This is a genomic window from Limnohabitans sp., from assembly GCF_038134685.1.
Lineage (GTDB): Bacteria > Pseudomonadota > Gammaproteobacteria > Burkholderiales > Burkholderiaceae_C > Limnohabitans_A.
In genome coordinates this window covers 21,683-38,790 of the sequence record NZ_JAYPVP010000008.1, presented here as the reverse complement: position 1 = coordinate 38,790, position 17,108 = coordinate 21,683, and the positions used below count along the sequence as shown (strand labels likewise).

The window sequence follows — 17,108 nt, the reverse complement described above, 5'->3', positions numbered from 1 at the left end:
CAACAACTCAAACAACAAGTCGCCGGTCTCTTCGTCGTAAACCTCGGTGCCCACGGGCAGGTTCAAGACCACGTCGTCGCCCATGGCGCCGAACATGTCCGAGCCCATGCCGTGCTGGCCGCGCTTGGCCTCGTGGCGGCGCGAATAGCGGTAGTCCACCAAAGTGTTGAGGTTGGGGTCGGCCAGGGCAAACACGTGCCCACCACGGCCACCGTCGCCACCGTCGGGGCCGCCAAATTCTTTGTACTTTTCATGACGGAAGGAGACGCAGCCGTTCCCACCGTCACCTGCAGCGATGTCGATATAGGCTTCGTCAACAAACTTCATGATGTATCCAGTTCAAAAAAGCGAAAAGCCCCGACGGGCGGGGCTGCTTCGCTGAAAACGGAACCAGGCTTAAGCGGCCGGGGTCACGTTCACGGTGTGCTTGTTCAGCTCGCCTTTGGTTGCGAACGACACATGGCCGTCCACCAGAGCAAACAGGGTGTGGTCCTTGCCGATACCCACGTTGTTGCCAGCGTGGAATTTGGTGCCACGTTGACGCACGATGATGGAGCCGGCGCTGATCAGTTGACCACCGAAAGCCTTGACACCCAGCATCTTTGGCTTGGAATCACGACCGTTGCGCGTAGAGCCGCCGCCTTTTTTCTGTGCCATGACCTGTTCTCCTTAGGCAGCGATTGCACCGATTTGCAGTTCGGTGTATTGCTGACGATGACCTTGACGCTTCTGGTAGTGCTTACGACGACGCATTTTGAAAATACGCACTTTGTCGTGCTTGCCGTGCGCCACGACCGTGGCTTTGACAGTTGCGCCGGACACCAGGGGCGTACCAACCTTGATTTCAGCGCCGTTACCGACGGCCAGAACCTGGTCAATCACGATTTCCTGGCCAACGTCCGCAGCAATCTGTTCTACTTTGATTTTTTCGCCGGAAGCAACGCGATACTGCTTGCCACCGGTTTTTATGACCGCGTACATATATGACCTCTTCGAATTAGGAGTCTCCCGCAGGGCGAATTCCCCGCAGAGCCTTTGATTCTATCACGCCTGAAAACCAGAGGCAAGCCACCTATAATTCAGCACTCAGCGAGGTGCAGTCTGCCTCGCCCCACAGGAACACCGCCTTGTCCGCCACCATCGAATCCACCGCCGACGTCCTGCAACTGGTCGCCTCAGACATGGCCGAGGTGGATCGCGTGATCAGTGAGCGACTGGACTCGGGCGTGCCCTTGGTGGGCGAAGTCGCGCGTTACATCATCTCGGCCGGCGGTAAACGCCTACGCCCGGTCTTGCTGCTGCTGACCTGCGGCGCCCTGGGCTACACCGGCGCCCAGCGTCACAATCTGGCTGCTGTGGTCGAATTCATCCACACCGCCACCTTGCTGCACGACGATGTGGTGGATGAATCCACCCTGCGCCGCGGTCGCCCGACCGCCAACGAAAGCTTTGGCAACCCGGCCAGCGTGCTGGTGGGCGACTTTTTGTATTCCCGCGCCTTCCAGATGATGGTAGATGCCGACAGCATGCGCGTCATGCAGGTGCTGGCCGACGCCACCAACGTGATCGCCGAAGGCGAAGTGCTGCAGCTCATGAACATGCACGACGCCAGCCTGGAAGAAGAAGGCTACCTGCGTGTGATTCGTTCCAAAACCGCCAAACTGTTTGAAGCCAGCGCCCGTCTTGGTGCCATTCTGGGCGGCCACACCGCCGCCGTCGAAGAGGCATGCGCCACTTATGGCCAAGCCCTGGGTACCGCTTTCCAGGTCATTGACGATGTACTGGACTACGACGGCAACGCCGCCGAAATGGGCAAAAACCTGGGCGACGACCTGCGCGAAGGCAAAGCCACCCTGCCCTTGATTTTGGCCATGCAAAAAGGCACGCCCGAGCAAAGCCAAACCATCCGCGAGGCGATTGAAAACGGCAGCGTCGAGCAGCTGAGCCAGATCGTAGACATTGTTCGCAGCACCGGCGCCCTGCAAGGCACCCGTGAGGCCGCTGCGGCAGAAGCCCAACGCGCCATTGACGCCGCCTTGCGACTGCCCGACAACACCTACCGCCAGGCCATGGTGGCCCTGGCCTCGCAACTGCTGCAACGCCGGACTTGAGCACCAATTGACGCTACAATCTCGGCCTTGGCGGGGTGTAGCTTAGCCTGGTAGAGCGCTACGTTCGGGACGTAGAGGCCGGAGGTTCGAATCCTCTCACCCCGACCAAAAACCGGCTCCAAACCCACTGATCTCTCGGGTCAGTGGGTTTTTTCAATTTAGCGTCACCCCTCATTGACCTGTACCGGCCAGTTCCCTCATGATGTTCGAAAAAAACATCAGGGAGAGAACATGGCCGACCCCCAATTGCAGGTGGGCGAAGACGCGCCCGCCGTCCTGTATTTGCAAAAAATTCTGGAGCAGGCGGCTCAGCTGCTGGCCTCGGATGTACATGTCGAGCCCTACGAACACCAATTGCGTGTCCGCGTAAGGGTCGACGGCGTTCTTCGCGAAATCGACACGCCTCCCCTGCCTTTGAAAGACCGGCTGGCCTCGCGCATCAAAGTGCTGGCGCGCTTGGACATTGCAGAAAAACGCCTCCCCCAGGACGGGCGCATGAAGCTCAGTCTCCCAGGTGGCAAAGAGCTAGATTTGCGCGTGAGCACCCTGCCCACACTGCACGGCGAAAAACTGGTGCTTCGCCTGCTGGACAACCACCACGCCATGCAGCCCCTGGACAGCCTGGGTTACGAACCGCAGCAGTTGCAATGGCTGCGTGATGCGATTGCCAAACCCGAAGGCCTGGTTCTGGTCACGGGTCCTACGGGCGCGGGTAAAACGCAATCGCTTTACGCTTGCTTGCATCAGCTCAACCGAGAGGGCGTCAACATCTCCACGGTAGAAGACCCCTGCGAAATCCCGATGCCCGGAATCAACCAGGTCAATGTGCAGGACAAACCGGGACTGGACTTTGCCACAGTGTTGCGCGCATTCTTGCGCCAGGACCCGGACATTTTGATGGTGGGCGAGATTCGCGATCTGGAAACCGCACACATCGCCATTCAAGCCTCGCAAACCGGACATCTGGTGCTATCCACCCTGCACACCAACGACGCACCATCCACGCTGGCCCGGTTGATGAACATGGGGGTAGCCAGCTACAACATTGCCGCCAGCGTCAAGCTCGTGACCGCTCAGCGCCTGGTACGCAAGCTGTGCTCCTCGTGCCGTGAACCCGCCACCTGGTCCGCCCAGGAATGGGCACAGATGGGAGGCCAGTCCTCCGAAGCGGTCGTGACGGGTTTTCATGCACACACCGAGGGCTGCCCACAGTGCCACCAAGGCTACCGGGGGCGCACCGGCATTTTTGAGGTCATGCCCGTGCACAGCACGTTGCGGGACTTGCTGTTAGCGCAAGCCCCTGCTTCTGCCTTGGCACAGCAGGCCCGAGCAGGCGGCGTGCTGTCGCTGCGTCAGGCGGGTTTGCGCAAGGTCATGCAAGGAATCACCTCTGTGCAAGAAGTCATGAGCTCGACACAGGAGCTGGCATGAACCGCCCAACACCAAGTGCTGCAGCTTGGCCCTGGCGTTGGCAAACCGAGTGGCAGGCACGCACTGCGGATGCACGCCAACTCAAAGGCCACACACCTGGGCGTCAACCCAAAGCCCTGGTCATGGCGCAGCTGCGCCAACAAGGCTTGCTGCCTGTGCGTATTCGCTACCGGCTGCAGCGCACCCAGCCATCCATTCGCGCAAAAGACATCACCAGTCTGACCCGGCAACTGAGCACCTTGATCAAAACGGGCGTCCCCCTCATGCAGGCTCTGGATTTGCTGACACGCACCCAAGCGCCTGGCCCAACGCAACTATTGCTAGGCCAGCTGCAACAGGCCATTGCACAAGGCAGCAGCCTGACTGATGCACTGCGCAGCAGCGGGCAGTTCAGCTCGCTGTACATCAGCATGGTCCAGGCCGGCGAGAGCGCAGGCATTTTGGATGACTGCCTGGAACGTCTGGCCGACACACTCGAGCGCAATGTTTTGCTGGCTGGCAAAGTACGCTCCGCTCTGGCCTATCCAGCGATCGTGATGGTGATCGCCATGCTGGTATTGGGATTGATCATGGTGGCTGTGGTGCCGGTATTTGAGGAAGTGTTTCTGGGCTCAGGCCAGCCCTTGCCGTTACCCACACAAATGATTCTGGGCATCAGTCGCTGGCTGCAAGCATGGTCGCCGGCCCTGCTGCTCTTGCCGCTTGCAGCTTACGCGCTTCACGGGTCCGGAAAGACAGCTGCCTTGATGCAGTCTTTCGAAAAACTCCAGCTACATTTGCCCGGCATGCGCAGCTTGGTGAGCACCGCCGTCATGGCCCGCTGGAGCCAGACACTGGCAGCCTTGCTCGCCGCTGGCGTACCACTGGCTGAAGCGCTGCCCCCGGCCGGGCAGGCCTGCGACCACAGTGTCTATCAACAACTCAGTGCCAAGTGGAGTCAACAAGTCGCCCAAGGCACCCGCCTGAGCGAAGCATTGGCACAACACGGACACGTACCTGCATTGATGGTGCAAATGGTGCACACCGGCGAGGAAACCGGCGCCATGGCCCTGCTGCTGTCACGCATCGGGCAGCTGATGGATGCCCAACTGCAAGAACACATCCGCACGCTCAGCACCCTGATGGAGCCCTTGATCATTGTGGTCCTAGGCCTGGTCATTGGAGGCATTCTGGTGGCGCTGTACTTGCCCATCTTCAGGATGGGACAATTGTTCTGATGAACGACAACCTTGTGTGGGCGCTGGCCGGTTTGCTGGGCCTGATTTTTGGCAGCTTTCTGAACGTGGTGATTTACCGATTGCCTCGCATGGTGCTGCACGAACACGAACACGAACACGAACAAGACAAGGACAAAAAAGCCCCCACGCTCTCACTGAGTTTCCCACGCTCACACTGCCCCCACTGTAGCCATACCTTGTCGGCATGGGAGTTGGTCCCGGTGCTCGGTTTCGTGGCGCTGCGTGGCCGTTGCCGCCAGTGTCACACCCCTATCAGCTGGGCGTACCCCTTGACCGAATTGCTCAATGCCGGGTTATGGGTCTTGTGCATCGTTCACTTTGGCCCCACACCCCAGGGTTGGAGCGCAGCGGTTTACGCCTCGGCATTACTGGCTTTGACACGGATTGATCTACAAACCACTTTGCTGCCCGACGCCATCACTTTGCCTTTGCTGTGGGGCGGCCTGGCCGCCTCCAGTCTGGGCTGGACGCCAGCAAGCCTGAACGATGCCGTGTGGGGCGCCATGTTGGGCTATGGTCTGTTCTGGGCGCTGGACTGGCTGTACCTCAAGCTGCGCAACCAGCACGGCCTGGGTGGCGGAGACGCCAAGCTTCTGGCAGCCCTGCTGGCCTGGCTGGGTTGGCCCGCGCTGGTCAGCGTGCTGTTGCTGGCCAGCCTGAGTGCCCTGCTGGTGGTGCTGGTGCAATGGCTGCGGTGTCGTTTGCAACCTCAGGCCCAAATTCCCTTTGGTCCCTACCTGGCCGTGGCAGGCCTGGTACTGATGCTCTACAAGCCCACGCTCTGGCTGTGAGACACTTGATCGCATGAATGCACCGACTACATTGCGCATCGGCCTGACCGGCGGCATTGGCAGCGGCAAGAGCACCGTATCGGCCATGTTGTCGAGCTTGGGGGCCGTGGTCATTGATGCTGACGCCATCTCGCGGCAATTGACCGCTCCTGGGGGCGCCGCCCTACCCTCTATTGCCCAGACTTTTGGCTCGCAAATGATCGATCCCCATGGCGCTATGGACCGCCAGGCCATGCGCGCCCTGGTGTTTGGCAACCCGAATGCTCGCCAACAGCTCGAAGCCATCATTCATCCTCTGGTCACCCAAACCATCCGCCAACAAGCGCAAGCCGCCGCCGAAGCCGGGGCACGCGTGGTCGTTCTGGACATCCCCTTGCTGGTCGAGGCCGGCGATCGCTGGCGCAAGGAAGTCGACAAGGTGCTGGTCGTCGACTGCAGCACAGAAACACAAATTGCACGCGTCATGCAACGCAGCGGCCTGCAACGCGAAGAGGTGCAACGCATCATTGACCAACAGGCCAGCCGAGCCCAGCGAGCTCAGGTGGCCGATGTGATCCTGCTCAATGAGGGCTTGGACATGAGCGCCTTGCAAGCCGAAGTCAAAAAAGTGGCCCGTCAGTTCGGGCTATGATGGAGGCCTGAGGAACACGCTGCGTGATACTTTACGAATTCCCCTTCAACGAGCGCATCCGCACTTACCTGCGGCTTGAGCACCTGTTTGCACGCTTTGGCCAGCTGGTGCCACGTAGCGAACCGGTGGACCACCACTTTGCGCTGACCACCCTGTTCGAAATCATGGACGTGGGCAGTCGCTCCGAGCTCAAAAGCGATGTACTCAAGGACCTGGACCGCCAAAAACAGCTCTACAACAGCTACCGTGGCAACCCGGCCATTTCCGAGCAGGCGCTTGACCAGGTCATTGCCCAACTCGATGCACACTTTGAAGCCATCAACGAGCAAGTCGGCAAACTCAGCCTGCCCGCGCAGGACAGTGAGTTCCTGAGCGCCCTGCGCAGCCGCAGCAGCATCCCAGGGGGCACCTGCGAGTTCGACCTGCCTGGCTACCACGCCTGGCAACACCTGCCTGCCGAACGCCGCCGCGAAGACATGCTGCGCTGGAGCGCCAGCTTTGTCCCCCTGTCGCAAGCCATTCACAGCCTGATGCAAATGCTGCGAGAGTCCAGCAAGTTCCAGAAAATGATGGCTGTGGCCGGTCAGGTGCAGCAAAACCTGCCCCAAGGGCGCACCTTCCAACTGCTGCGCTTGCGCATTGACCCCACCCTGGAGGCTGTGCCCGAAATCAGCGGCAACCGATTACTGGTCGTGATTCGCATGATGCGTACGCAAGAAGGTCGCCTGGCCCCCATTGCCGAAGACGTGCCGTTTGAAATGTCTCTGTGCGCATGAGCGCCGCATCACAGCCCCCCATCACTGTCCGCATCGTGAACTGCCCGGCCTGCGGCGGCGACAGTGTGTATGGCAGCAGCAACCCTTATCGTCCGTTTTGCTGCGCACGCTGCAAGGGCATCGACTTTGGTGCCTGGGCCAGCGAGTCGTTTCGTTTGCCCGAAGACACCCCACCGGACGCCGAATTTGGCGACCCCAAACTGATCCCGTAAATCAGCTGTGGGTCGCGGCCTGAAAGCCGCGTTCATCGGCCAACCAGGCCAACACCGGCACAGTGCCTGGAAGGACTGGCACCACCGCTACCGGCAGCTGTTGCCAGGCAAACGACTGGGCCTCGCGCATCTGCAGCTCACCCTTCCACTGACGTACCTTGCAAAAGTGCAGGCGCACCAAGGCGTGCGGGTAGTCCACCATCTGGATTTTCCAAAGTTCCACCGGACCAATGGTGATGCCCAACTCTTCCTGCAACTCACGGCGCAGCGCCTGCTCCACCGTTTCACCGGCTTCAAGCTTGCCGCCAGGAAACTCCCAGTAGCCCTCGTAGACCTTGCCTGCCGGGCGCGAAGTCAGCAAAAAAGCCCCGTCCTTTTGCAGCAGCACGCCTACTGCGACCTCGGTCACGGGGCGGTCTGCGCCGCCTTCTCGCGCCTGTTGTCCATCAGCCACCAAGGTGTTGCTCATCAGGCCAGACGCCCCATGAAATCACGCGCAAACTGGTAGGCCACACGGCCACTGCGCGATCCGCGCTCCAAAGCCCACAACAGCGCTGCAGGGCGCGCTTCTTCGATCTGTGCGGTGCTTGCACCCAATGCACCCAACCACTGGTTCGCAATGGTGAGGTACTCGTCCTGCGAGAAGGGGTAAAAGCTGATCCACAGGCCAAAGCGCTCGGACAGCGAAATTTTTTCTTCCACACCTTCACCCGGGTGCACTTCGCCATCGGGCGTATGCTTGTAGGTCAGGTTCTCGCTCATGTACTCGGGCAGCAAGTGGCGGCGGTTGCTGGTGGCGCACACCAGCACATTGGGTGTGGCTGCAGCGACCGAGCCATCCAGAATGGATTTGAGCGCCTTGTAGCCAGGCTCGCCATCTTCAAAGCTCAGGTCGTCGCAATAGACCATGAATTTTTCGGGCCGGTTGGCCACCACCTCGATGATGTCTGGCAAGTCGGTCAGGTCGTCCTTGTCGACCTCGATCAGACGCAGGCCTTGCGGTGCAAACTGGTTGAGACAGGCCTTGATGAGCGACGATTTGCCGGTACCGCGTGCGCCAGTGAGCAGCACATTGTTGGCCGGACGACCCTGCACAAACTGCTCGATGTTGCGCTGCATCTTCTCTTTTTGGTCGTCGATTTCCTTGAGCTCATCAAGCGACAGCGCGGCCACATGGCGCACGGGTTCGAGCACGCCATGACCACTGGAACGCTTGCGGTAGCGCCATGCCACGGCCTGGCTCCAGTCAGGGGCCGACAAAGGCTGAGGCAAGACCGATTCAATGCGGTCCACCAGCTGGCTGACTTTTTCCAGCAATTGTTCCAGTGCAGTACTCATGACCGGTAGTCAGCGTTGATGGTGACGTACTCATGGCTCAGGTCGCAGGTCCAGACCGTGTGACTGGCCGCACCACGGCCCAAGCCCACGCGCACCGTGATCTCGGACTGTTTCATCACGCGCTGACCGTCCTCTTCTTTGTACTGCGGGTGACGGCCACCGAGCGTCGCCACATGCACATCGTCCAGGTGCAGCTCGATCAAGCCCTGGTCCAGGTCTTCAATGCCTGCATAACCCACCGCAGCCAGAATGCGGCCGAGGTTCGGGTCGCTGGCGAAGAATGCGGTTTTCACCAAGGGCGAGTGCGCAATCGCATAGGCGACCTGTGCGCACTCTTGCGCATCACGACCACCTTCGACCGCAATGGTGATGAACTTGGTGGCTCCCTCGCCATCACGGACGATGGCGTGCGCCAGTTGGCGGGCCACTTGCAGCATGGCCTGCATCAGCGCTTGACCTTGGGCACTGCCCCAGGAGGTGATGGGCGTATGTGCAGCCTTGTGCGTGGCCATGACCACGAAGGAGTCGTTGGTAGATGTATCGCCGTCGACCGTGACGCAGTTGAACGAGCCATCGGCCAAAGTCTTGGCCAGGTCAGTCATCAACTCAGGCGCAATGGCAGCATCGGTGGCCAGATAACCCAGCATGGTGGCCATGTTCGGGCGGATCATGCCCGCGCCTTTGCTGATGCCGGTCACGGTCACGGTCACGCCGTCAATCTGCACCTGCACGCTGGCGGCCTTGGGCACCGTGTCGGTGGTCATGATGCCTTCGGCCGCCACAGCCCACGCATCTGCCTGGGCCAATTCAATGGCTTTGGGCATGGCTGCAATGATTTTGTCCACCGGCAGCGGCTCCATGATCACACCCGTTGAGAACGGCAACACCTGCTGCGCGCTGCAGCCCAGTAGCTTGGCCATGGCCTCGCTGGTCTGGCGGGCATGGGCCAGGCCCGAAGCACCGGTTCCTGCATTGGCGTTGCCCGTGTTGATCACGATGGCACGCACACCTTGGCCCGCGGCCAAATGCTCACGACACACCTGCACCGGTGCGGCACAAAAACGGTTCTTGGTGAACACGCCCGCCACGCTGGTGCCTTCGTCGAGCAAAAACACCGTCAGGTCCTTGCGGTTGGCTTTGCGAACGCCCGCTTCGGTGATGCCAATGCGCACGCCAGCGACAGCATGGATGTCTTGCAGATTGGGGGCAGAAAGATGAACAGCCATGAAAGTCTTTCAGTCAATGAACGAAGAAAAACGGGCCGAAGCCCGTTGTGTGTGGTACCTTGCTTTAGCTGAGTTTGCCATGGCAAAACTTGAACTTCTTGCCGCTGCCGCAAGGGCAAGGATCGTTGCGCCCCACATGGCCCCAAGCGGCCTTTTGGGCCTCATCGACCGATGTCACTTGGGCCTGGCCGGTTTCGTCCGGCGCACTGTAAGTCATGTTGGCGATGTGCTCAGCACGTTCTTCAATGGCGTGCGCGGCTTGATCGATTTGCTCGGGCGACTCGATGCGCACCGTCATCAAGATGCGGGTCACCTCGTTGCGAACCGCGTCCAGCAGCATACCGAACAACTCGAAGGCTTCGCGCTTGTATTCCTGTTTCGGCTGCTTTTGGGCGTAGCCACGCAGATGAATACCCTGGCGCAAGTAGTCCAAAGCACTCAGGTGATCGCGCCAGTGGGTGTCGATGCTTTGTAACAACACCATCTTCTGAAAGGAGGTGAAGTTGGCTTCGCCAACGGCATCAAGCTTGGCTTGGAACTGGGCATTTGCAGCCTCGTTAACCTGCTCGAGGATGTCGTCATCGGTCAGATTGTCCGAGGCAGCCAGACGCGCCTGCAACTGCACCGGCACTTGCCACTCCTCGGCCAGCACCTTCTCCAAAGCAGGCAAGTCCCACTGCTCTTCCACCGACTCGGCAGGCACGTATTGGCGCACCAGATCGGTAAAGCAACCTTCACGCAAAGAAGCCATCTGCGCATTCAGATCGCTGGCGTCCAGAATGTCATTGCGCTGCTGGTAAATGACTTTGCGCTGGTCGTTGGAAACGTCGTCGTACTCCAGCAGCTGCTTGCGGATGTCGAAGTTGTGCGACTCCACCTTGCGCTGCGCGCTTTCGATGCTGCGTGTGACGATACCGGCTTCGATGGCTTCGCCCTCAGGCATCTTCAGGCGGTCCATGATGGCGCGCACGCGGTCGCCCGCAAAGATGCGCATCAGCGGATCGTCCAGGCTCAGATAGAAGCGGGAAGAACCGGGGTCACCCTGGCGGCCCGAACGGCCACGCAGCTGGTTGTCGATACGGCGGGACTCGTGGCGCTCGGTCGCAATGATGCGCAAGCCGCCCAGCTCCTTGACCTTGGCATGGTCTTGCTGCCACTGCTCGCGCAGTTGCGCCACACGCGCTTCGCGTTGCTCAGGCGTGAGGGCTTCATCAGCTTCAACCGCCTGGATGTCTTTTTCGATGTTGCCACCCAGCACGATATCGGTACCGCGACCGGCCATATTGGTGGCAATGGTGATCATGCCAGCGCGACCCGCTTGGGCCACGATGTCAGCCTCGCGGGCGTGCTGCTTGGCGTTGAGCACCTGGTGTGGCAACTTGGCTTGCGTGAGCAACTGGGAGATCAGCTCGGAGTTTTCAATTGAGCTGGTACCCACCAGCACAGGCTGGCCACGCTCATGGCACTCGCGAATGTCGTCAATCGCAGCTTTGTATTTTTCCTGCGCGGTTTTGTAGACGCGGTCAAGCTGGTCAGCACGCAGGTTCTTGCGGTGCGGTGGAATGACCACGGTCTCCAGGCCATAGATTTCCTGGAATTCGTAGGCTTCGGTATCAGCCGTGCCGGTCATGCCGGACAACTTGCCGTACAGACGGAAATAGTTCTGGAAGGTGATGGAGGCGAGGGTCTGGTTTTCGGCCTGGATCTGCACGCCTTCCTTGGCTTCCACAGCCTGGTGCAAACCATCGCTCCAGCGACGACCAGCCATCAAGCGACCGGTGAATTCGTCCACGATCACGATCTCGCCGTCTTGCAGCACATAGTGCTGGTCGCGGTGATACAGATGCTGGGCACGCAGTGCTGCATTGAGGTGATGCATCAGCGTGATGTTGGCGGGCTCGTACAGGCTGGCCCCTTCGGGAATCAGGCCCAGCTGCGACAGCACTTGCTCGGCTTTTTCGTGGCCTTGCTCGGTCAGGAACACCTGGCGGGACTTTTCGTCCACTGTAAAGTCGCCACGCACAATGATGCCCTGGCCCGTACGCGGGTCTTCTTCACCTTCCTGCTTGGTCAGCAGCGGCACCACCTGCTTGATGGCCAGGTACATCGAAGTGTGGTCTTCAGCCTGACCGCTGATGATGAGCGGTGTGCGTGCCTCGTCGATCAGGATGGAGTCCACCTCGTCCACGATGGCGTAGTTAAGCACGCGCTGCACGCGGTCATGGGCTTCGTAGACCATGTTATCGCGCAGGTAGTCAAAACCGTATTCGTTGTTGGTGCCGTAGGTGATGTCTGCGGCGTAAGCAGCCTGCTTGTCTTCGCGGGACATATTGGGCAGGTTCACGCCCACCGACAAACCCAGGAAGTTGTACAGACGCCCCATCCACTGCGCGTCGCGCCCCGCCAGGTAGTCGTTGACGGTGACGACGTGCACACCCTTGCCACTCAGGGCATTGAGGTACACCGGCAGCGTGGCGGTCAGGGTCTTGCCTTCACCCGTACGCATTTCGGCAATCTTGCCCTGGTGCAGGGTAATCCCGCCAATCAGCTGCACATCAAAGTGGCGCATCTTCATGACGCGCTTGGCACCTTCGCGCACCACGGCAAACGCCTCGGGCAGCAGCGCATCGAGCGACTCGCCCGCCTGTACCCGGTCACGGAACGCCTGGGTCTTGCCACGCAACTCGTCGTCGCTCAAGCCTTCCAGACTGGATTCGAGGGCATTGATCCGTTCAACGGTCTTGCGGTATTGCTTGAGGAGGCGGTCGTTGCGACTGCCAAAGAGTTTGGTGAGGACGTTCAGAGACATGGCCGGCATTTTACCGGCTGGCCATGGCCAAATCGGCCCCACCCGCCCCTTCCGGGATAATTGAGTCCCTCTATGGAACGACGCCATTTCGCCATCAGCCTCGAACAAGCCGCCCAGGACTCACCTGCCCTGGCTCGGCTGACCGAACGCGTGCGCCTGTCCAGCGACTGCCTGGTGGCCATTCGGCCCATGCTGCCCCCCACACTGCGCACTCTGGTTCAGGCCGGCCCGTTTGACGAAGGGGTGTGGCATTTGCTGACGCCATCCAATGCGGCAGCCGCCAAAATCAGGCAATTTGTACCGGCCATTGTGGCCAAGCTGCAAGACAAAGGGTTGCCCGTCAAAGAGGTACGGGTCAAGGTGCACTTAACCACACGTTAAAACCGTACAACAGACGTAAAAAAACGCACCATGCATTACAAGGTGCGTTTGTAAATGGTGCCGGATGTCGGATTCGAACTGACGACCTACCGCTTACAAGGCGGGTGCTCTACCAACTGAGCTAATCCGGCACGGATGAGATTTTAAACGCGTTCAACTGCGGTCTTTGAAACTGCAGGTGAAATTTCTTATTTAATTCTGCGCAATCCCGGGCGCTGGGGAGCAGTGGGTGGTGGAGACTCGCTGTCCTCGACCGAGGCTCGAGCCTGCTCTGCGCCCTTGCCCCCTGCATCGACTTCGCTGATCGGAAAGGCCATGCCTTGTCCGTTTTCACGGGCATAGATGGCCAACACACGATCGACGGGCACCACAATCTCCCGGGGCTGTCCGCCAAAGCGGGCCTTGAAAGAGATGTAGTCGTTGTCCATCTGCAATGCGCTGGTGGCATCCATGCTGACATTGAGCACAATCTCGCCGTCTTTGACGAACTCCATGGGCACGCGCACCGAAGCATCCACCTTGACGGCCACATAGGGCGTCAGGCCGTTGTCGCCACACCATTCATAAATGGCGCGTAACAAATAAGGCTTGGTGGATGGGTAATCGGTCGAGTGGATCATGAGCGGCGCGCACAGTTACTTGCGCATCACCTTTTCAGACGGCGTCAGTGCTTCGATATAAGCCGGACGCGAGAAGATGCGTTCGGCGTACTTGAGCAGGGGCGCAGCGTTCTTGGACAACTCGATACCGTAGTAGTCCAAGCGCCAGAGCAGCGGAGCAATGGCCACATCCAGCATGGAAAAGTTATCGCCCAGCATGTATTTGTTCTTCAAAAACACAGGGGCCAGTTGGGTCAGGCGATCGCGGATATGCGAACGGGCTTTTTCAAGCGCCTTGTCATTGCCTTTGAGGGCGCGGTTTTCCAGGGTGGAAACGTGAGCGAACAGCTCTTTTTCGAAGTTCAGCAGGAACAGGCGCACGCGGGCGCGGTCCACCGGGTCACCAGGCATGAGCTGGGGGTGTGGGAAGCGCTCGTCAATGTACTCGTTGATGATGTTCGACTCGTACAAAATCAGGTCACGCTCAACCAGAATCGGAACTTGGCCATAAGGGTTCATCACGTTGATGTCTTCGGGCTTGTTGTACAAGTCCACATCACGGATTTCGAAGTCCATGCCTTTTTCGAACAATACAAAACGGCAACGGTGAGAGAACGGACAGGTCGTTCCGGAATAAAGCACCATCATGGCAACAGGCTCCTCTAAAAATCAAAAAGAGTGGGGCAGCCACGGGGCTGACCCACTCTGCTCAGGCCGGCGTGACGCCAGCCTAAATCGGGTTTACTTGATGTCTTTCCAGAACGCAGCGTTCAGGCGCCAAGCAATAAAGGTGAACACCGCCAGGAACAACAGCACCCACACGCCAATGCGCACACGGGTGTTTTGTGCCGGCTCGGCCATCCATTGCATGTAGCTTACCAGATCGGCCATCGCATCATCGTACTGGGCGGGCGTCATCAAGCCTGGCTTGACTTGTTCCCAGCCCTTGAAGACGTGCACTTTGTGACCGTGCTCTTCGATCTCTTCGTAGACAGGTTTACGCTCACCCTGCAGCTCCCACAGCACATGGGGCATGCCCACGTTGGTGAAAACCAGGTTGTTCCAGCCGGTGGGACGGTTGTCATCACGGTAGAACGTACGCAGATAGGTGTAGAGGTAATCAGCCCCTGTGCCACCATGACCGGCTTTGGCACGGGCAATCACGGTCAGGTCAGGCGGATTGGCACCGAACCATTCTTTAGCCTGCTTCGGATCAATGGCGGCTTTCATGGTGTCGCCGATCTTGTCCGAGGTGAACAGCAAGTTGTCCTTGATCTGTTGCTCGCTCAGGCCAATGTCCTTGAGGCGGTTGATCCGCATGAAGGCGGCCGAGTGGCAGTTCAGGCAGTAGTTGGCAAACAGCTTGGCGCCGTGTTGCAAGGCGCCAAGGTCATTGGTGCGATTGGGCGCTTTGTCCCAGGCAATGCCACCACCGCCTGCGGCTTGGACGCCTGCGGTCATACCCAGGGCCACGAGCAAGCCCAGTGCGAATTTTTTGAAATTGTTCATGATCATCACACTCCGCTAACTCAGTGAGGCTTGAAGGTCACGCGATCGGGGACCTGCTTGGGTGTGCCCAGCTTGCTCCACCATGGCATCAACAGGAAGAAGCCAAAATAGAACAGGGAGCCCACTTGGGACACGCGCTCGCCAATGGGCGACGGCGGCTGAACACCAAGGTAACCCAGGATCAGGAAGTTGATCACAAACACGGCATACAGGTATTTGTGCCAATCAGGACGGTAGCGGATCGACTTGACCGGGCTGTTGTCCAGCCAGGGCAGGAAGAACAGGATCACCACAGCGCCACCCATCACCACCACACCCCAGAACTTGGCGTCGATCGACAACATCATGGCAGAAATCACCACGGCTGCGCCAATGACGGCCATCTTCAACACCTGAGGCAGTTTGCCCTTGACCACGGCAAGCACGGCGCCAACGACCACACAGGCAATCAGGGCGTACATCATCTCGCTGGTGATGGCACGCAGCATCGAATAGAACGGCGTGAAGTACCAGACGGGCGCGATATGCAAAGGCGTGGTCAGCGGATCAGCCGGAATGAAGTTGTTGTATTCGAGGAAGTAACCACCGAACTCGGGGGCAAAGAACACGATGGCGGTAAATGCCATCAGGAACAAGCCTACGCCGAACACGTCATGCACTGAGTAGTAAGGGTGGAAAGGAATGCCGTCCAGAGGTTTGCCGTTCGCGTCTTTGGGTGCGTTCGGGCCTTTGATCTCCACACCATCAGGGTTGTTGGAGCCCACTTCGTGCAAAGCAATGATGTGTGCAACCACAAGACCCAGCAGGACCAGAGGCACAGCAATCACGTGGAAGCTGAAGAAGCGGTTGAGCGTAGCGTCTCCCACCACGTAATCGCCACGGATCAGCAGCGCCAGATCAGGACCGATGAAGGGAATGGCGGAGAACAGGTTCACGATCACCTGGGCGCCCCAGTAGGACATCTGGCCCCAAGGCAGCAGATAGCCCATGAAGGCTTCGGCCATCAGGGCCAGGAAAATCGCGCAACCGAAGATCCAGACCAGCTCGCGCGGCTTGCGGTAACTGCCGTACATCAGGCCACGGAACATATGCAGATACACCACCACAAAGAAGGCTGAAGCGCCAGTGGAGTGCATGTAGCGAATCAGCCAGCCCCAGGGCACATCGCGCATGATGTACTCGACCGAGGCAAAAGCCACAGCCGCGTCAGGCTTGTAATGCATGACCAGGAAAATGCCTGTGACGATCTGGATGACCAGCACCAGCAGCGACAGGGAACCGAAGATGTACCAGAAGTTGAAGTTCTTGGGCGCGTAGTACTCGCTCATGTGCTCCTTGTAGAGCTTCGACAGCGGGAAACGGTTGTCGATCCAGTTGAGGAGTTTTTCGCCTGCGGGCGCGTTCGGAGAAATTTCTTTGAATTCAGCCATGTCAGTCTCCATCAGGCCTTTTTGTCTTCACCAATGAGCAGCTTGGTGTCAGACAGGTACATGTGGGGGGGCACTTCCAGGTTGTCTGGCGCGGGCTTGTTCTTGAACACACGACCTGCCAGATCGAAGGTGGAGCCGTGGCAAGCACACAGGAAACCGCCTTGCCAGTCATCCGGCAGCGAAGGCTGAGGTCCGGTTGCAAATTTGTCGCCAGGAGAGCATCCCAGGTGGGTACAGATGCCCACTGCGACCATCACTTCAGGCTTGATGGACCGGTGACCGTTCTTTGCATACTCGGGGGTGGGGTAAGCCGTGCGGCTCGAGGTGGGATCGGCAAGTTGACCCTCCACTTTTTTGAGCGACTCCAGCTGCTCGGGTGAGCGCTTCATGATCCATACAGGCTTGCCGCGCCATTCGACGGTGAGTTTTTCACCTTCTTTGAGAGCGGAAATATCCACTTCCACGGCGGCACCAGCCGCTTTGGCACGTTCGGAAGGCTGGAAGGAGCTGACAAACGGGGTGGCTACGAAGCCGGCGCCTACGGCACCCGCGCATCCGGAGGCAATGAGCCAAGTCCGCTTGCTGCTGTCGACTGGGGTATCACTCATGGTAATCCTCTATGAGTC

19 protein-coding genes, 2 tRNA genes and 1 pseudogene are annotated in these 17,108 nt (G+C 59.2%); 9 read left to right on the top strand and 13 right to left on the bottom strand.

Annotated features, from left to right (window positions below; all coding sequences use genetic code 11):
- The 3 genes and pseudogenes from obgE to rplU all read right to left on the bottom strand — a co-directional run.
- Positions 1-327 (bottom strand): annotated as a pseudogene (gene obgE / locus AAFM15_RS05130) (GTPase ObgE); the annotation flags it as partial.
- Positions 328-396: 69 nt separating this feature from the next.
- Positions 397-657, bottom strand: coding sequence for a 50S ribosomal protein L27 (gene rpmA, locus AAFM15_RS05125; RefSeq protein ID WP_341685630.1), 261 nt, complete (start codon positions 655-657; stop codon positions 397-399).
- Between the two features lie 12 nt (positions 658-669).
- Positions 670-981, bottom strand: coding sequence for a 50S ribosomal protein L21 (gene rplU, locus AAFM15_RS05120; RefSeq protein WP_341685629.1), 312 nt, complete (start codon positions 979-981; stop codon positions 670-672).
- Positions 982-1,181: 200 nt separating this feature from the next.
- On the opposite strand from rplU, the gene AAFM15_RS05115 reads away from it, so the two are divergent.
- From AAFM15_RS05115 to AAFM15_RS05080, 8 genes are all read left to right on the top strand, one after another.
- Complete coding sequence (locus tag AAFM15_RS05115; RefSeq protein WP_371833084.1) at positions 1,182-2,111, top strand: polyprenyl synthetase family protein; 930 nt, start codon at positions 1,182-1,184, stop codon at positions 2,109-2,111.
- Positions 2,112-2,142: 31 nt separating this feature from the next.
- Positions 2,143-2,219: transfer RNA gene (locus AAFM15_RS05110), tRNA-Pro, on the top strand.
- A gap of 123 nt (positions 2,220-2,342) precedes the next feature.
- Complete coding sequence (locus tag AAFM15_RS05105; protein WP_341685627.1) at positions 2,343-3,542, top strand: ATPase, T2SS/T4P/T4SS family; 1,200 nt, start codon at positions 2,343-2,345, stop codon at positions 3,540-3,542.
- Entirely contained in the window at positions 3,539-4,759 is a 1,221-nt protein-coding gene (locus AAFM15_RS05100) for a type II secretion system F family protein (protein WP_341685626.1), read from the top strand. The genes AAFM15_RS05105 and AAFM15_RS05100 overlap by 4 nt, the downstream gene beginning before the upstream one ends.
- Entirely contained in the window at positions 4,759-5,571 is an 813-nt protein-coding gene (locus tag AAFM15_RS05095; RefSeq protein ID WP_341685625.1) for a prepilin peptidase, read from the top strand. The genes AAFM15_RS05100 and AAFM15_RS05095 overlap by 1 nt, the downstream gene beginning before the upstream one ends.
- A gap of 13 nt (positions 5,572-5,584) precedes the next feature.
- On the top strand, positions 5,585-6,202 hold the full coding sequence (gene coaE, locus AAFM15_RS05090; RefSeq protein WP_341685624.1) for a dephospho-CoA kinase: 618 nt from the start codon (positions 5,585-5,587) through the stop codon (positions 6,200-6,202).
- A 23-nt stretch (positions 6,203-6,225) separates the two neighbouring features.
- A complete protein-coding gene (gene zapD, locus AAFM15_RS05085) occupies positions 6,226-6,978 on the top strand; it encodes a cell division protein ZapD (RefSeq protein WP_341685623.1) in 753 nt (250 codons plus the stop codon).
- Complete coding sequence (locus tag AAFM15_RS05080) at positions 6,975-7,190, top strand: DNA gyrase inhibitor YacG (protein ID WP_341685622.1); 216 nt, start codon at positions 6,975-6,977, stop codon at positions 7,188-7,190. Before zapD ends, AAFM15_RS05080 begins: the two co-directional genes overlap by 4 nt.
- A gap of 1 nt (position 7,191) precedes the next feature.
- On the opposite strand, the gene AAFM15_RS05075 is transcribed toward AAFM15_RS05080, so the two are convergent.
- The 4 genes from AAFM15_RS05075 to secA all read right to left on the bottom strand — a co-directional run bounded on the left by AAFM15_RS05075 (position 7,192) and on the right by secA (position 12,563).
- Entirely contained in the window at positions 7,192-7,659 is a 468-nt protein-coding gene (locus tag AAFM15_RS05075; protein ID WP_341685621.1) for an NUDIX domain-containing protein, read from the bottom strand.
- The gene (locus AAFM15_RS05070; protein ID WP_341685620.1) at positions 7,659-8,528 is read right to left on the bottom strand and encodes an ATP-binding protein; all 870 of its coding nucleotides are present in this window, start codon (positions 8,526-8,528) and stop codon (positions 7,659-7,661) included. The genes AAFM15_RS05075 and AAFM15_RS05070 overlap by 1 nt, the downstream gene beginning before the upstream one ends.
- Positions 8,525-9,754, bottom strand: coding sequence for a bifunctional glutamate N-acetyltransferase/amino-acid acetyltransferase ArgJ (argJ, locus tag AAFM15_RS05065; protein ID WP_341685619.1), 1,230 nt, complete (start codon positions 9,752-9,754; stop codon positions 8,525-8,527). Before argJ ends, AAFM15_RS05070 begins: the two co-directional genes overlap by 4 nt.
- A gap of 64 nt (positions 9,755-9,818) precedes the next feature.
- On the bottom strand, positions 9,819-12,563 hold the full coding sequence (secA, locus tag AAFM15_RS05060; protein WP_341685618.1) for a preprotein translocase subunit SecA: 2,745 nt from the start codon (positions 12,561-12,563) through the stop codon (positions 9,819-9,821).
- A gap of 72 nt (positions 12,564-12,635) precedes the next feature.
- Here secA and AAFM15_RS05055 point away from each other — a divergent pair, with 72 nt between their 5' ends.
- Positions 12,636-12,944 carry a hypothetical protein gene (locus AAFM15_RS05055; protein WP_341685617.1) on the top strand — a complete coding sequence of 103 codons (309 nt, stop codon included), beginning with the start codon at positions 12,636-12,638 and terminating at the stop codon, positions 12,942-12,944.
- A gap of 55 nt (positions 12,945-12,999) precedes the next feature.
- Here AAFM15_RS05055 and AAFM15_RS05050 read toward each other — a convergent pair.
- From AAFM15_RS05050 to petA, 6 genes are all read right to left on the bottom strand, one after another.
- Positions 13,000-13,075: transfer RNA gene (locus tag AAFM15_RS05050), tRNA-Thr, on the bottom strand.
- A gap of 57 nt (positions 13,076-13,132) precedes the next feature.
- The gene (locus AAFM15_RS05045) at positions 13,133-13,564 is read right to left on the bottom strand and encodes a ClpXP protease specificity-enhancing factor (protein ID WP_341685616.1); all 432 of its coding nucleotides are present in this window, start codon (positions 13,562-13,564) and stop codon (positions 13,133-13,135) included.
- A 15-nt stretch (positions 13,565-13,579) separates the two neighbouring features.
- Complete coding sequence (locus tag AAFM15_RS05040) at positions 13,580-14,191, bottom strand: glutathione S-transferase N-terminal domain-containing protein (protein ID WP_341685615.1); 612 nt, start codon at positions 14,189-14,191, stop codon at positions 13,580-13,582.
- A gap of 93 nt (positions 14,192-14,284) precedes the next feature.
- Complete coding sequence (locus tag AAFM15_RS05035; protein WP_341685614.1) at positions 14,285-15,052, bottom strand: cytochrome c1; 768 nt, start codon at positions 15,050-15,052, stop codon at positions 14,285-14,287.
- 20 nt (positions 15,053-15,072) lie between these two features.
- A complete protein-coding gene (locus AAFM15_RS05030; protein ID WP_341685613.1) occupies positions 15,073-16,482 on the bottom strand; it encodes a cytochrome bc complex cytochrome b subunit in 1,410 nt (469 codons plus the stop codon).
- Positions 16,483-16,493: 11 nt separating this feature from the next.
- Positions 16,494-17,090, bottom strand: coding sequence for a ubiquinol-cytochrome c reductase iron-sulfur subunit (petA, locus tag AAFM15_RS05025; RefSeq protein ID WP_341685612.1), 597 nt, complete (start codon positions 17,088-17,090; stop codon positions 16,494-16,496).
- Between the last annotated feature and the right edge of the window lie 18 nt (positions 17,091-17,108).

Excerpts from the sequence above, each read along its gene's own strand:
- rpmA (WP_341685630.1), bottom strand. The coding sequence starts at position 657 with ATGGCACAGAAAAAAGGCGGCGGCTCTACGCGCAACGGTCGTGATTCC.
- secA (WP_341685618.1), bottom strand. The coding sequence starts at position 12,563 with ATGTCTCTGAACGTCCTCACCAAACTCTTTGGCAGTCGCAACGACCGC.
- AAFM15_RS05095 (WP_341685625.1), top strand. The coding sequence starts at position 4,759 with ATGAACGACAACCTTGTGTGGGCGCTGGCCGGTTTGCTGGGCCTGATT.
- AAFM15_RS05105 (WP_341685627.1), top strand. The coding sequence starts at position 2,343 with ATGGCCGACCCCCAATTGCAGGTGGGCGAAGACGCGCCCGCCGTCCTG.
- coaE (WP_341685624.1), top strand. The coding sequence starts at position 5,585 with ATGAATGCACCGACTACATTGCGCATCGGCCTGACCGGCGGCATTGGC.
- AAFM15_RS05035 (WP_341685614.1), bottom strand. The coding sequence starts at position 15,052 with ATGAACAATTTCAAAAAATTCGCACTGGGCTTGCTCGTGGCCCTGGGT.
- AAFM15_RS05080 (WP_341685622.1), top strand. The coding sequence starts at position 6,975 with ATGAGCGCCGCATCACAGCCCCCCATCACTGTCCGCATCGTGAACTGC.
- AAFM15_RS05045 (WP_341685616.1), bottom strand. The coding sequence starts at position 13,564 with ATGATCCACTCGACCGATTACCCATCCACCAAGCCTTATTTGTTACGC.
- AAFM15_RS05040 (WP_341685615.1), bottom strand. The coding sequence starts at position 14,191 with ATGATGGTGCTTTATTCCGGAACGACCTGTCCGTTCTCTCACCGTTGC.
- AAFM15_RS05055 (WP_341685617.1), top strand. The coding sequence starts at position 12,636 with ATGGAACGACGCCATTTCGCCATCAGCCTCGAACAAGCCGCCCAGGAC.
- argJ (WP_341685619.1), bottom strand. The coding sequence starts at position 9,754 with ATGGCTGTTCATCTTTCTGCCCCCAATCTGCAAGACATCCATGCTGTC.
- AAFM15_RS05115 (WP_371833084.1), top strand. The coding sequence starts at position 1,182 with ATGGCCGAGGTGGATCGCGTGATCAGTGAGCGACTGGACTCGGGCGTG.
- AAFM15_RS05100 (WP_341685626.1), top strand. The coding sequence starts at position 3,539 with ATGAACCGCCCAACACCAAGTGCTGCAGCTTGGCCCTGGCGTTGGCAA.
- AAFM15_RS05075 (WP_341685621.1), bottom strand. The coding sequence starts at position 7,659 with ATGAGCAACACCTTGGTGGCTGATGGACAACAGGCGCGAGAAGGCGGC.
- rplU (WP_341685629.1), bottom strand. The coding sequence starts at position 981 with ATGTACGCGGTCATAAAAACCGGTGGCAAGCAGTATCGCGTTGCTTCC.
- petA (WP_341685612.1), bottom strand. The coding sequence starts at position 17,090 with ATGAGTGATACCCCAGTCGACAGCAGCAAGCGGACTTGGCTCATTGCC.
- AAFM15_RS05030 (WP_341685613.1), bottom strand. The coding sequence starts at position 16,482 with ATGGCTGAATTCAAAGAAATTTCTCCGAACGCGCCCGCAGGCGAAAAA.
- AAFM15_RS05070 (WP_341685620.1), bottom strand. The coding sequence starts at position 8,528 with ATGAGTACTGCACTGGAACAATTGCTGGAAAAAGTCAGCCAGCTGGTG.